Source organism: Nocardia sp. NPDC003345, from assembly GCF_053589395.1.
On record NZ_JBSFRU010000141.1, the window covers coordinates 1 to 15152 of the forward strand.

At 68.2% G+C, this 15152-nt stretch carries 5 protein-coding genes and 1 tRNA gene; 1 reads left to right on the top strand and 5 read right to left on the bottom strand.

Annotated elements, in window-relative coordinates; genetic code table 11:
- The coding region (locus ACWDU1_RS16975; RefSeq protein WP_449999487.1) for a hypothetical protein at positions 1-213 on the bottom strand (213 nt) is incomplete at its 3' end.
- Positions 214-264: 51 nt separating this feature from the next.
- On the opposite strand from ACWDU1_RS16975, the gene ACWDU1_RS16980 reads away from it, so the two are divergent.
- Complete coding sequence (locus tag ACWDU1_RS16980) at positions 265-11499, top strand: protein phosphatase 2C domain-containing protein (protein WP_449999489.1); 11235 nt, start codon at positions 265-267, stop codon at positions 11497-11499.
- A gap of 186 nt (positions 11500-11685) precedes the next feature.
- Here the strand turns inward: ACWDU1_RS16980 and ACWDU1_RS16985 are convergent, their stop codons facing one another.
- The 4 genes from ACWDU1_RS16985 to sepX all read right to left on the bottom strand — a co-directional run bounded on the left by ACWDU1_RS16985 (position 11686) and on the right by sepX (position 14987).
- Entirely contained in the window at positions 11686-12123 is a 438-nt protein-coding gene (locus tag ACWDU1_RS16985; protein ID WP_449999491.1) for a DUF4254 domain-containing protein, read from the bottom strand.
- A 290-nt stretch (positions 12124-12413) separates the two neighbouring features.
- Positions 12414-13613: an alpha/beta hydrolase family protein gene (locus ACWDU1_RS16990; RefSeq protein WP_449999493.1), complete on the bottom strand. Its 1200-nt coding sequence runs from the start codon at positions 13611-13613 to the stop codon at positions 12414-12416.
- Between the two features lie 134 nt (positions 13614-13747).
- Positions 13748-13820 (bottom strand) — tRNA-Ala (locus tag ACWDU1_RS16995).
- 87 nt (positions 13821-13907) lie between these two features.
- Positions 13908-14987, bottom strand: coding sequence for a divisome protein SepX/GlpR (gene sepX / locus ACWDU1_RS17000; RefSeq protein WP_449999494.1), 1080 nt, complete (start codon positions 14985-14987; stop codon positions 13908-13910).
- Between the last annotated feature and the right edge of the window lie 165 nt (positions 14988-15152).

Consider the following 15152-nt stretch of genomic DNA (forward strand, 5'->3'; position numbering starts at 1 on the left):
TACGGCCGGGACCGAGACAGCGGGCGAGACGCGCCGATCGGATCGCGCCCTCAGGATCCCGGCGCGCTGCGGGCGACGGTCACGCCGGATCGCCTCGACGCGGTACGTGCCGCGGTAGCCGCCGAGGTCACCGCCGCGCGGCAGAACCCGGGTACCACCGCCGGCGATCTGGCCCGGCTCGATAGCCTCGGGAACCACCTCGATGAACTGCATGCCGACCTGGACAGGCCCGCTTCGGCCCACACACCGCAGCGGCTCCGGCTCATGGTTCACCTGCTTCACGCCGCGGAAGAACGCGCGGCGGCGCATGCCGAGGCCGGCGAGGTGATGGCCGGGAAATCGGGCACCGGGTTGGCCGAGGCGCTCGACCGCTACGCCGCCGCGAACGAGCGGGTCCGCGCGCTGAGCGAAGCCCTGAACGCCTTCCCGGGGCGACCGGGGCAGGCCGAGTCCCTCCCCGGCACCACCCCGTGGTCGGCACGGGAGCGGGAGCCGTGGTACACGCTCCCCCGAGCGGCCGAGACGCCAGCGGAGAACCCCTATGCACAGCAGCGGACCGAGGATCGCGTTCCAGCGGAGCCAACGCCAGGCCTCGCCGTCCCCGAAACGCAGCGGGCTGTGCCGGAGCACCTCGAGGCGACAGCGGGCCGGGCGGAGAGTCCTGACGCCGGACAGATCGCACCGGCATCGCCGAGCATTCGGTTCGGTGACGGGACGGAATTGGATCTCGCGCAGCTGTATCGGACAGCGGAGAACGTCTTCGGCGAAACCGTCCGGGCCGGCGAGGTTTCGGACCGGGCGATCCGGCAAGCCGAAGAAGCCGAATCACGCGCCGCCGGGGAAGGCACACCGGCGACCGAGGAGTTGATGGAATCCACCCGGCGCAGTCGCGAGATCGCGGAGGCGCTCTCGGAAAAGTACCGAAAGCTGCAGGACTCGTACGAGTTGCTGGACGAACTGGTGATGTACGCGGAGACGCGCCCCACGACGATCGACCCGGATCGGCTCCGAACGCTCGTCGGGCACTTCCACGCTGTCACCGCCAACCCGAGCCGGGTCACCACGGATCTCGGCTCGGTCGCCGGTTCGAGCGATATCGGTATCGGACCCGCGGGCGACGGCCATCACAACAACCAGGACGCCTACGCGGTCGCGAAACTCGTAGTCGGCGGCCGCCTGGTCCAAGTGGCTGTGGTCGCCGACGGCACGTCGACATCGACGAAGAGCGAACTCGCTTCGGCCACCGCCGTCGGCACCGCGCGCGACCACTTGGTCGAAGCACTACGAAAGGTCGGGTCCGACGGCCGGTTCGATCCGCTGGCCATGGTGCGGGCGGCGACAGCGGCGGCCGCCGACGCGGTGGAGGAGCTGGGCAGGCAACTCGGAACAACGCCGGCGACGCCACCGGCCTGCACGATCACGGTCGCGCTGGTGGAACAGAACCAGCTCACGGTCGACTGGCGCGGCGATACCCGAGCGTACTGGCTCACGCCGGATGCCTCGGGTTCCCGACGGCTCACCGAGGACGATTCGATCGTTCCGATGCTCATGCGCGACGACGGCGTCCGGCCACCCCTCACCGAGGAAGAAGCGCTCGCGCTGCAGTTCTCCCACACCCTGTATCGCTACCTCGGCAACCCCGAAGGCGACGCCGGCGAATCGCACGCCTACACGGTGCCGATCGAAGGTCCGGGTCTGCTGTTCATCGGCACCGACGGCGCATGGGGAAAGAATTTCGCGGCCGAATCGCTCGCGGCGACCGTGTACGGCGGTATGGCGACCAGGCCGGGTTCGCTGTCCGCCGGGCTCGAGGCCGTCGAACAACATGCGATCGATGCCCGCGACCGCGACAACGTCACCGGCGTCCTGATCGACCCGGCCGCGCCGGTTCAGCGGCAAGAAGGTACGAGAGAGGCCGGCCCGGTCGTGGGGCCTGCCCGATCCCCCGAGCGCACCGAAGCGCCGGGACGAACCGGTGATCGGATCGGCAGCAGGCCGGAGCGGGAGACCACGGCACTCGATGTCGCGGTCACGCCCGGTGACACCCGGCTGGTCGCCCGGCTTCGCCGACAACTGGGGGAACTGTTGCACGACTGGCGGGCCGGTGATCAGATCGGTCCTGCCGAACTCCTGATATCCGAACTCGCCGCCGCCGGCCTGGACAGCGGCGAGCCGTTCCGGGTCACGGCGAGTATCACCGGGGAACCCGGTAACCGCTCACTCCGGGTGGAGGTGACCGGTGCGGACCTGCGCCCCCGCACCGTCGAACGTGCCGGCGAGCGGATTCCCCTGGGTTGGGCGCAGGGGAGCCTGAGATCGTTGAGCCACCGGTCCGGCACCGACACCGATGGGCCCACCGTAGCCACCTGGTTCGAGATGGATGAACGGATAGCCGAACCCGCAGAGGGGCGGGAACCGGACCGCGCGCCGTGGGAGTCCCGATTCGTCGCAGGCCCGGATACCGAAGGTACGAACCCGTCGCCGACCGACCTCATATCCCCCGGCACCAAGGAATCCGTGAACCCGCTCGACGGCGCTCAGGTGGTGCGGTCGGTCATCGAGAGTTCTTCGCGGCCGGTGCAATGGAATCCACTGGCCGCCGAACTACCGGATGATGTTCTGCTCGCCTCGGCGGCTGTCACCGATATCTCCATCGGTGTGATCCGTTCCAGATGGGAGGAAATCGGTGCCGACTATGTTCGCTCGGGCTGGCGGGTCGGCGGCGGTCTGCTGTTTCGTGGAGATCCACGACCCGGCGACGAAGTCTGGGGCGCTGGGTTTCTACCCAAAATGCAAAAGCACGACGGCGAAGTCGTCTACACCACGGTGCGGGTGGACCGTGCGGCCGTGTACGGCGAAGCGGTATCCCGCGACAATCCTCTGAAATTCGAGATGGTGCACCGCATCTACGTTATCGATGCGCCCGGCGGCTTCGGGATGGTAGACGAGTCCGGGGGCGTCGTCTCGGTCCATTGGCCGGGCGGCGTGCGCGGTGACCGCATCATGGGCTGCTTCGAAATCCCGGCAGCGATGTGGCATGGCGAATTCGCCGCTGTTGCCGACGAACTGCCTCGGTTCTGGCAACCGAACCCCGGGTACCTGCCGCACGCCGGTGGTCCCGAGGCCTCTGCCACGCAGGTGGCGCCCGAGATTCCCGAACGGCCCGCACCAGAGCGGTCAGAGCTGATAGTCACTGGACCGGATTCCGTGCTCGCGGCCGAGTGGCGCATCCGAGATCTCCTGCAGTACTGGCCGGCCGAGCATGCCGAAACCGCTGAATCGCTGGTTCGGGAGTTGGGTTTTCGAATCCTCGAGGCCGGTTCGGTTGGTGCGCTCCTCATTCAGATGACCGGTAGCCGGGGCAATCGTGTTCTGCGCGTCGACGCGGCCGGCCGTGCGCCGGAATCCGAGACGGCGACCCACACCGGCGAAACCGTACCCTCCGACCCGGCGCTCGAGTTGCTGAACACCCACGCGCAACGATGGGATCGGACGGTTTCGGATGGATATGAGAACCTCTGGTTCGAACTCGACGAGGCCGCGCCCACAGCCGAGGTACCGACGGACTCCTCTCCCGACGACGGCCGGATCGGTAGTAAACCGACGCCCGGCGGCGACGCCGAGATACCACGAACGACCTCCGTGACCGGACCCGAAGCCGCGGCCCTTTATGTGCCGCGAGTCGGTGACCTCGCCGCGGAGATGCGCGGCCTCGGCCCGAGCTTCGCCTATATCGAGGACCTGTTGCGCATCGCCGAGGGCGAGCAGCACGGAAGCGACTGGATCGACAGCCCCGACTACTGGGATTGGCAATTGAACTGGCTGCGGGAACGCAGTCCTCGCCTGAGCATGCTCGCCGCCTTCTCGGGGGCGGCATTGGAGGCGGAAATCGCTGTAGGCCTGCCCAATACCGGTCCGGGACCGCTGCTCATCGAGCAGGCCCGCCCGCTGACACCAGGAGAAACGCTACACCTCTACAAATACCGGACGATGCCGTCCGATACACCGGAACAACCCAGCGGCCCCGATATCGCGCAACGTGCGAGCATCATCGGCAGCATCCAGCGTGAGCTCTCGCTGGACGAAATCGCGCAATACACCTACCTCGCGATGCTCGCGGCGCGACCGTTACTCCAAGCCGATCGCGACCTCACCCGGCAATTCCTGACACCGGCCGAATTCGGGCATTTCGATCCGATCCCCCGCAATGGGTTGTACGGGGCGAACTACCCGGGCTGCCGAGCCCTGCCCCGGGACCAGCGGGCCTACTTCCGGGCGCGCTTCACCGGTGACGCCCTGCTGCCCCAGATCGCGTGCCGGGCGGTGTTCGACCGCTTCCTGAACCATTGGATCGAGCCATACCAGCTTCGTCACGCCGAACAATTGCGCGACGGGTTCCGTGGTACCTCCGCGGCGCCGGAAGATCACGTCGGCCGGTGGTTCGCTTCGGTCGTCGCGGAGACACTGGCCGCACCGCCCGATGCCGCGCCCGATATCCTCGGCCACGCCCTGCGTACGTACCTCCGCCGCCGCACCGGTATATCCGCACCGGCCGACGACGCGCTGTGGCATTTCGTGTCCACGACCGCCGAGTTACTGGCCGGCGACTTCGACTTCGGGCACTATCTGCAGCGACGCAACCATCCGGAAACCGAGGGGTACACACGGACGGTGCGCGAAGTCGTTCTGGAACGGCATACACCGGCGGCCCTCGCCCGAGTTCCTTTCATAGCCAATGTCATCGGCGCGGTCCCCCGGGACTCCGCTGACGATCACGGGCGGGCACAGCACGAAACCGCGGCATCCGCCTCCCAGCCGGACAAGACACCGGACCCGACGGGTCCGGCTCGGGAAACCCCCTGGACCGGCAGCCGGGCCGGCGACTCCGAAGCACCCACGAACGTAGCCCCGGAATCCGGCCTACTGCCCGAGACGCTCCGGATGGCGGAACAGCTCGGCGTGGACCCGGAGATGATCACCGCGGCTTCGGTATTGAACGCGATCAACCCGATCCAGGAGGTTCTGAAGGGTCTCGATCCCGCGGCACAGCGTCGCGTGGCCGACGCGATCGGCACACCCGAGCTGCGGAATTGGCTTCGTGAACGCATTGCGGCGGACTCGGAGGCGCGCGATGCCCGTGATCGCGGCGCCCCGTTCCTGCGAATCGCGGAGTTGAACGGCCGCTTGATGGCGCTAGACAGCGCCCTGCCCGACGTTCTGGGCGTCACAACGGTGGCCCCGCAGTCCGGGCAGAGTCCGGGCTCGGCGCCGAATGTGCGAGGAACCTCGAATCACACGTTGGCGCCGCCGAAGCTGGACGTCGATCCGGGACGGGAATCGACCGAGGACGTTTTGCGCGAGATACGGGCCCTCGCCGCAATCGCCGGAAACGCCGGGTTCACCGGCTTCGTCACGGCGGTAGATCATTTCCTCGACGCCGCCTTCACCGCGAACCATCCCGCCAGACCGGCACGACCAGAACTCATCGCGAAACTCCCGGCCGCAGAACGCGGGACCGCGCTGCTGGCCTATCGCGCCGCGGGGGCGCGGGCTACGGCCGAATCCATCTTCGGCCCGGCGGCCGATCCGCGGCGCGAAATGGCGAAACGTCAGGCGATTGTCAACTGGTGGGACCGGCTGACTCCGGAGCAGCGGATCGCGGTCGTCCAGGACGCCCCGCAGGCCGTGCAGCGCAACGGCAGGTCGCCAATCGTATCCCGGGACTTCTCCAACGCGGCGAGTGAGCTGGTACTACGCCGAGTGGTGGTCGATCTCGCCGCACGTCCCGTCACGGAATTGGATGCCACCGAACTCCAGTTGCTGCAGTACGCCCGCCGCCTCTGGGACGATCTCCTCCGCGCCGAGCAGCGCGCCGCGCCGGGGTTCGCGGTGACACTGCTGCAATTCGACCCGGAAAACCTCGTTGGCCTCGTCGGGTACGCACTCGCCGATACCGAGATCGTGCACAGCCCGTACTGGACTGTGCGCGTCGGCCCCGGTGACTCCACCTGGGTGGACCGCCTCTTCCAACCGGGCCCGGGCGAGGGGGTCACTGCGGCACACCCGGGACGGCGGCGCGGCGGCGAACCCGGCCACGATTTCGATATCTCCCTAGGACCACGCGGAGTTCTGGGCGTGCGACTGTCCGAGTCCGAACAGATCCGCGCGGCGACCCGGGCCCGGGCGGAGTTCACCCGGTGGTTGACCACCCGCAACGAATGGCGCACCGCCGAGGGCGCCGAAACGGCGGCGGCGGTGATCGAAGCCCGGGTGCGCGCAGCGCTGGCCGGAAACACCGGTGAGGTCAGGGTGGTCGGCCGGGTCGGCGGGGGCGCCTACGGCGAACGCGGACTTGTCGTCGAGGTCATCGACAGCAACCCACACCCGTCCACGCGGCAGCATGGTCCGGCACCCGGCCAGGATTACGAGACCGGAGTGATCCGGCTGGACGATGTCGAATCGACCTGGTTCCGGTTCGGCGAGTCGATGATCTCCCCACTGCTGCCGCCGGGAGTCGCCGCGTACGAGGCACTGGGCGCGCGGACCGTGCACAGCCACAACCCCGATCCCGAATTCCTCAGCGGGCGGATGGCGCTGCACCGCCTCGGAGTCTCGGCCGAGGTAGCGCCGGATTTCCAGCAGACGCACCGCCCGCCGTACCCGGCGCCGCTGCCGTGGCCACCTGGTGCCGTCGGCGCGATCACCCTCGATCCGTCGCTCGGGGCCGGAGAGTCCACATACGCCGCCGCGGTGGCCGCGTGGTCGGCACAGTACCGGGCGCTCGGCCTCGGTCTCGCGGAGAACAAGCCGCTGACCACCACCAACCCGGGTTTCCTCGACCCCGGCGAATACACCTGGGCCCGGTACGCCGGCGGTGCGGATATGGTCCGGGACGGCGCATACCTCCTGCGCATGCTGCGTGCGATCAAGGACGCGGTAGCCGGTGTCCACGAGACCTTCCTTCCCGCAACCGATACCGGCCGGCACCCGGCCGGACCCGCCGAAGATCTCGTGCACGTGACAGTCGACCTCACGGAGCGCACCTTCAGCGCCCGGCTCGATCCGGCCGCCGCCCACGAGTTCGGACTACCGCAGGACCCGATCGAAGGCCGCTGGCGGGTCCGCGACGGCCTCGTCCTCGCCGTCGCCTGGCTTCCGCAGCGCACCGCAACGCCGACGGCAGCCGGAGACGCATCCGACACAGCGCAGCAACGAATCGGTGCACCGCCGCGCCCGGCATCCGCCGGCCTACCCGGATTCATGGGGGTGCCCGATCCCGACGATCCCTTCGGCGAGGCCCACAACCCGATACCCGGTCGCAATCGGCGCCGTAACTGGGTCGAGGGGCTCGCACAGCAGCACGCCACCGGCGGCGGATGGCCGCGCGGCGGTAGGTCGCCGAAACCCATAGGCGCGGACGGACGGCCGATATCCCGATCGCACGAGCTTGCGCCCGGTGCGCGAAGGGCCGTGGAACGTGCCCAGCAGGAGGCCGCGGAAGTGGCCGCCGAGGCATTGCGGCCGGCGGACGAACTCGGTGTCGATCTGAGGCACGTGTACCGGGAGGACACCGATCTGATCGCGCACGAGATCAGTCGATTGACCGAGACCCAGGCTCGCCGGTTGGAGGCCGTCCTGCGCCGTCACGTCCTCGATCGGGTGGCGGTCAGGGTGCTCGCCAACGATGCGGCGGTGGCCGATGTCCGGGACAACTTCGATCGGGTACGCAGCCACATCGATGCGTGGCGCGGATACGTCGACGAGGTGCGTGAGGCACTGGCGGTGCTGGCGGCCGACGATATCCTCGCGGCGGCGGGCGCGCGCCGGCTCGAACGCGGCATCGGGCTCATGCACGGCAGCGACGGTTCGCTGCGCATCGTCGTGGCCTCACCGCTGCGGGGGCAGAAAGAACTCCTCGGCGCGGTGGCTCCCGCGGTGCGGGAGATGGCGGCGCTCGACGGCATCCCGATCGAGCATTGGCAGGTGCAAGTCGGCCGGGACGGCCGGATCACCGTGGCAACGGTGTCCGGAATCCACGACGAACCGGAATCGGGCCTGAAGTACTACCTCGATCCGGACGATATCGCGTGGATGAAGGATCTCGTCGACGACCGGACCTTCGCGGAAAAGGTGGCCGCCGCGGAGGAGTCCGGAGTCGCCGAACGCACTATCCTCAAGCATGATTCGGGCGATTCGACGATGTCGGAACAAGTCGTGCTCGTCACCTATCCCAACGGCTTCCGGGTCATCGAGAAAACCGTTCGCGATATCGACCAGGCCGACGCCGAAGTGCTGGGAAGCCTGATATCGCGGCTGGCCGGCTCGGCCGCCCCTCCCGTGCTGCGCCGAGACGAGAGCGGACTCGTACTGCTGATCGGCTACGTGCCCGACGTACGCGACCACCCGATGGACTATTCCTCCGTGCGGAGATTCAAGCACACACCGGGCTGGCGGCGGTTGGTGCTGGCGGAGAATCTCCTTCGGACCTGGGACCGCTTCGAGGGCGAGAATCTGGGCGTCGACCACCGTGTCCGCCTGGTGCCCATCGATTTCAGCAATTCCTTCCTGAACCCGGAACTCGATTTTCCGATCGCACGACTGTTCGCCGGAGCCCTCGACTTCCCGCCACAGGAACTGGACGCGGTCCGGGAGGCGATCATCGACGCGGAATCGGCGTTCGAGCGAGCGGACCGGCTGTCCTGGTATTCCGACGTTGTCTCCCATTTCATGCGGTTCCAGGACTCGCTGGAACCGACCCGACCACCACGCACCACACTCGACGACACAGTGCGCCTGCTCGAGAAACTACGCGACGACATCGCGCAACTGTTCGGGGTGCGTCCCGACCAGGACACTCCACAGGCTTGGCGGACAATTGTCGCGGATCTGCGTGCCGACCCCTTTTACCGGCGCGACAACCGCATGCTTCGCCAGATCGACATCCTGGACGGCTTCGTCAAGTTGCATCTGCACGGCCAGCTACTGCAGGTCCGGGCCGACGAACTCGACGACGAAGCCTGGCCGGGCCTGCTCGAGGCGTACCTCGACGGCCTGTCGCACCGCCTCTCCGATCTGGCGGACGGCACCACCACCTACCCGATGCCGAACGGCGAGTCCGATGCCGAATGGCAGGCACGATTCGACCGCGAAATCGCAGCCTCCCGCCACGACACCGGAGCAGCCGACATCGGTGACCCGGTCGGGCCGACTGTGGCCGGGGAAGTCCCCGCGCGCGACGCCACTGGCGCCCGGCCCGGACGACCGGCGCACAGCGGCACGGTCGAACCCCTGGTCCGTGGCCTGGATGACCGGCCACTCGACGATTGGCGCGGGCTCAAACAGCAGCAGCGGGATCAGTTCCGCAACCTCGGCATCGTGCATATGGACGGCGGCGGCGCGGCGCATGGTCACCGGCCGCTCGAATCTTCCACCCCGGTCGACCGGGATACTTCCGCCGGGATAGGCGCACACCCACGGGGTACGCCGGACCAGGCCACGACACCGGGCCGTCACCCACGACCCGAGAGCTGGGGCCACTCGCGCAGTTCGCCGGAGAACCTGAACCGCGCCCGCGCGGCACTGGCCGCGGCACTCGGGGTTCCGGCCGCGAATGTACAGATTCCGCTGCTCCGCCAGGCACTCACATTTGTGCAGGCCCCGCTGCCGGATCTGGGAACGGATGCCTGGGAGGGCGTTTCGCGCCGTCCCCGACTCGGGGAATTACCCGCGCTACTGGGTGAGTGGATAACCGGCCACGCCGGGCTGGGGCCGGCGCCGAGCCATGCCGAGAAGATGCGGCTACGCGGCATCAGCGGACAATTGGAGCAGGCATTGTCCGATGTCCTCGGTGTCGCGGTACCTCGCACGCCTTTGTATCCCACCGCGGATACCGCAGCATTGCAGAAACTGGTTTCCTCTTCCGGCGACCCTGTGCTGCGGCACACCGTGGAGATGATCGATGGCTTCCTCGAACTCGTCACGCGTGCCGAATCGAATCTCGGGTGGCCCGCCGGGCCACCGGCCGAACTGGCGCGAACTTTCCAGCGGCTGCACCATGTGCCGATCAAAGGCGTCGGCAAACTCGGCGCCGAGGATTTCCGCGAACTGGTGCATCTGCTGCATACGCTGCTGGATCGGTATCCCACGCGGTTACGCGGCGTGCGGCTCATGCACAGAGTCTTCGACGACGATACCGTCCTCATGGCCCAGGCACGACCGCGTGTCGTCGGGCGCGAACTCGAGGGTGCCGAATTGCGTGTGTACATATCGCAGGCGCACGCTCAGGAGATACCGCCGGAAACTCTGCGCTCGGCCGTGCTCGAGGGATTCGGGAGCGTGCTGTCGGCGGCCGGACGATGGCGGGCCGAGACCCATACGCGTGCAGTCCTGCGGCAGATCCGGTCGCCCGAGGCGGGCGAGAACACGGACAACGACTCCGCCGAATGGCTGCACGATCAGTTCGGCCCCGACGGATTGGATGCGAACGGGAATCTGGATGTCCGGCGTGCCCTTTTCGGGTCGTTCGCGCGCGTGTATACGGAATTCCTGGGCGACGACATCTCCGCGCTGCCGGTCACCGACGGTCAGCGCGTGTTGTACGACTTGCTCGTCGGCATGGCCGAACAATCCGATTTCCGTAGCGAACATGCCTTCCGCGCCCCGTCGACCGAGGCGGAGAAGGCACTGCTGCGGCAGAAGCACGAACTCCTCGCCACCGTGCGGACCACCCTCGGTATCGACCTCGTCGGGCTCGAAATGGTCGATATCGACCTGGAGACCGTTCGGGATATCGTCGGCGAGTTGCTGTCCCACCACCACGAGTTCGGTGATGTGACCAATCTCCACGCAATGGCGATCGTTCCGTACCACGACGAAAACTGCTTCGGCTACACCAACTCACCGGCGCCGGGAAGGTCCACCGTCGTGCTGAACGAGCGCTGGCTGGTCGACCGCGAGACCATGCGCCTCACCATCAACGCCCTGATCGAGGATGGGCACTTCATCGGGCCACTCGACCAACCTGTACGCCTGATCCTTGCCCACGAACTCGGACACGTCCTCTACGACTTCGTGCAGAACAACAGGGACCCGGTGGATGAACCCGAGACGCTGCTGCAATGGGACCTCGCGACGGTGATCTACGAACTGCACACCTTGTTCCAGGACTCCGATCCGGCCGACGACTCCGACAAAGCCTTCCTTGCCTGGCTGAAAGAGGTGCTGAGCGGGTACAGCTACGGCAGCAAGGGCAGTATCGATATCGATGAGGCATTGGCCGAAGCCCGTGCGACCGCCCGCACGCTCGGGCCCGCCACGCCGGAGGCGCAACGGATCATGAGCGCCCATCTCGAACGGCTGGTGCGCACCCTGCTCGCACGGTTGCACGGGGACCCGACGAGCGACCGGGCCGATGCCGGACTCCCGCCGCCCGAGAACAAACCGTCACGCACCGCCGATACGGCCACATCGGCACCGTGGCACCGCCGGCACTCCGGTTAGCCCGATCGACTCGGCCCAGCGCGAAAATCCCGGTCTCCGACGGTGAGACGGCGATCAGTCCCTCGATCACACCCGCCACCGCTATCGCCGGGCCGAGCGGGCTTTCGCGATACGTCACGGGCTTCCGGCCGAAGCCCCCGCGACCCGCCCGGCCGTTGACCGGGCCGGGCATGGGCGGTGGCCGGCTCACATCCGGGCGGGTAGTCGGCGGCGACCGCCACCGACCTCACCGATCAACTCGGTGTATCCGTCGATCAATTCGGCCAGGCGATGCCAGCGCTTCCGCGCGTAGTGGTCGCAACGACCGTCGATTTCGACCACCTGATTGGCGTCCACCCACCCCCAGGCCATCCGGTCGATCACCGCGCCCAGGGTTTCGGCGTGGATCAGACCCTCTCCGCCACGCGGCACCGGCCACGAGCCGATCCACTCATCGATGTCCTCCATCAGTTCCCGCCGGCGGTCGTCCATCTCGGCGACCAGGCGGATATCCCGCATGGTCAGCCGGCGCGTATGCAACGCGGCGAGTGCGTGGGCCGCACGGAGCAGGGTGTGATCCTCGAATTTCGTCCCCTGGAAACTGCACAGCAGCTGTGTCGCCGTGGGCAGGACCCGGGAGGACACCCTCACCCCCGTCCCCGCTCGAACGTCACCCGGCACCATCACACTCTGTTCAAACATGATCGGCTCTCGATTCGGTCGTACCGCATATCGGACAGGTTTTGTTCAGTGGCTGACAATAGCGGACCGGTATCGAATTTCGGCGGAGGAAACGCACTATTGCGTTCGCGAATGTGAGTGAACGACAGGGGAATTTGCCGGCGGTGTGACGAACAGCGCTGCCGCGTACCGGCTTCGACCGGGCACGGGAACGACGGACGCGGGCCGCGGTACCCCCACGGCCCCGCCACCACTCAGTTCATCGGCACGACAAGGGGATGTGTGGCACCGGGGTCGTCGAGGACGGCATCGGGAAGGCCGCGCAGGAAGCGGTCGGAAACGGCGGCCAGCAGGTCGCGGGTCGCGGCGATCACCTCCGCACGGGGCGCGGGACCGAGGTTGAAACTGCCCGGTCCGCTCATCCCGGGAATATCGGGAACCCACTGCGGCACCACGGCCTGGGCATCGCTGAATCCGAAATGCCCCGTCCCGCTGATCGCGTACTCCCGATGCCAGGCCGTCCGCGGTGTGGACAGGTAGGCGTTCCAGAATCTTTCGCGCCCCTCCCTGCTGGCGGCATGCTCGGAGCTGACGATGCTCAGCAGTGGCCGGCCCGGGTCGGCGGTGGTGATCCGGGCCGGGCCGTTGCCGTAGAGCATCGCACCGTCGAGGTTGACCGCGGCGTCGATACGCGGGTCGTCGAGCAGGACCTCGGTCGCGGCCACCCCGCCCATCGAATGGCCCACCACCCCGGCCCGGGCCGGGTCCAGCGCGTCGGCCAGGCCGTCGGGCAGCGGCCGGCCGTCGGCATCGGCGGTCCGGATACCGGCCGCGATGGCCTCGGCTTCGTCGACGACGAACCGGATATCCGCCGACCGGGCGTCGATGGCGGCCTTCAAACCCGCATCCGAATAACTGTCCTGGAGCGCGAGGCCGGTGACCCCGCCGTCCGGCTCGGCCGTCAACAGGGCGTCACCGGTGTGGTCCACCGAGACCACGGCGTACCCGCGGCTCGCGAGATCCTCGGTCAACGCCGAGTAGGTGGACCTGGGCATCATGTACCCGGGCGAGAACACCACCAGCGGGAGGTCACCGGCGCCGCGATCCACCGGCGCGTTCGCGATCGCGTGCCGGGTCACGCCCGCGGACGGAACCCCGAGATACGGGGCGCGGAGGCCGTCGGCCGGAGCGGCGGGATAGGTGACGGTCACGGTGATCGAACGCGCGACCCCGGGCCGCCACGGATCGGGCCGATCGTCGGCCAACCGCAACTCCACCGCCCCCACCGCACCGCCCACCGGATCCGGCGTGACCGGCGCCGCCTGCGCGGCCGGCGCCGCGCAGACCGCGACGGCCATCGCCGATCCGGTCAGTGCTCGCAACCCGGACCGCAGGCCCGGATACCAGCCGCGAGCGGTGGCACGCGGTATGGATACCCACCCGAAAACGCTCATCGGGTCAGATTAGCCAGCTTCGCCGTGGAACAGGGGCTCACAAATCCGGACCCCGGAGACCCCGGCCCCTCGAGCTGCGTCGACCCGGATACGAAAAATCCCGGTGCCGAATCGGCGACCGGGATTTCCGAGGGTGGAGCTAGGGAGAATCGAACTCCCGACCTTCTCGATGCGAACGAGACGCGCTACCAACTGCGCTATAGCCCCGTGCGGCTCGGTGAACCGCGCTGTGCCACTCTAGCAAACCGGGTCGCCGGACACCGAATCGAGGGCGCGACCTGCGGTTTTACCTGGTCAGGCGCCCGCCGCCCGGCGGATATCGCCGCCGGTGGCGCGATTGCGTACGGTCCGGGCGACCCCGGCGTCGTAGGCGTCCAGATGCTCGAACACCGGATCCTCGTCATCGGGTTCGAGCAGGTGGGAACGCCGGCGCAGAGCGCGCGCGGTATCGCGGTCCATCCCGGACCGGGCCGCTCGCGGCGATTTCTCACCTTCGGCGGGTGACCCGTGTTCCATCGGATCCTGGCCGCGGCCGGACAGCCGGGCGCTACGCCGCCGCCGGATCTCCTGCTCGACTCGCACCTGTTTACGCAGGTAACCGAGGTAGGTCACCAGGGAGAGCGCTGCGCCACCGCAGCCCCACCAGAGCAACGGGGATACGGCGACCGCGAGACCACCGCAGAGCACGGCGCCGAGAATCAGCCCGACCACCGCGCGCTGCCGGAAGGTGTAGCGGGCCGCGCGCGCGATGGCATCGGCTTCGGGGTCGTAGCCGCCGCGGCCGCGGCGGGTGGGTACGAAGTCCGGGTCCTGATCCTCGAATTCCGCTGTCGCCGGCGGTCGCGGCGCGGCGGCCCGGGCGGGCGGGATCCGCGCGGGCGCGGTATCCATCACCGGCCCGGCCGGTTCCAGTTCTCCGGAACCTTCGGCGGAGTCGTACTCCGCGGCCGGCCCGGTGTAGTCGTCCTCGCCCGGGTCCCGGTCGGGTTCGAAGATGGCGTCGCTGTCCGGCGCGTCCACCCCGTCCTCCGCCGGATCGCCGTCGTGGTCGAGGTAGTCGGCAGCCACGTCGTCGAACTCGGCGTTGTCGCCGGGTAGTTCTTCCTCCGCCTCGGCGCCGGCCCCCTCGGCCGCTGTGCTCATCGGATCCTCCGCATCGTTGCCGTGGTGGCGCTTCCGTTGGGTTCGGGTGGACCGCTTCTTACGGGCGCGCCCACTTCCTTTGCGCCGTTTGGAATCTCCACGGTGCAGAACTCGCGTGGCCAGGGCGGTATCGGTGGTCCGGCGGATCCGGGGATGCCGGTCGGCGAGGATGGGAAACAGGACGAAGACCCACAGCACGACCAGGCCGATCCACAGGATCGAGTTCGGCATCGTCGTCAGCACCTCCGTCCCGCCTGGTCGTCTTCCGAGCCCACGCCGTCATCCGTGTGCGCCCCGGCGCCGGAGTTCTTCCCCGCGGGTACGTCTCGCAGATCGTGGTACGAGCTTCCGGCCGGTGGCGCAAGACGCACCACCGACGTCCGTAGGTTAATTCCG

What these genes read in the sequence shown, in the direction of transcription:
- ACWDU1_RS16990 (WP_449999493.1), bottom strand. Translation starts at nt 13,613, where the DNA reads ATGAGCGTTTTCGGGTGGGTATCCATACCGCGTGCCACCGCTCGCGGC.
- ACWDU1_RS16980 (WP_449999489.1), top strand. Translation starts at nt 265, where the DNA reads ATGGTTCACCTGCTTCACGCCGCGGAAGAACGCGCGGCGGCGCATGCC.
- sepX (WP_449999494.1), bottom strand. Translation starts at nt 14,987, where the DNA reads ATGCCGAACTCGATCCTGTGGATCGGCCTGGTCGTGCTGTGGGTCTTC.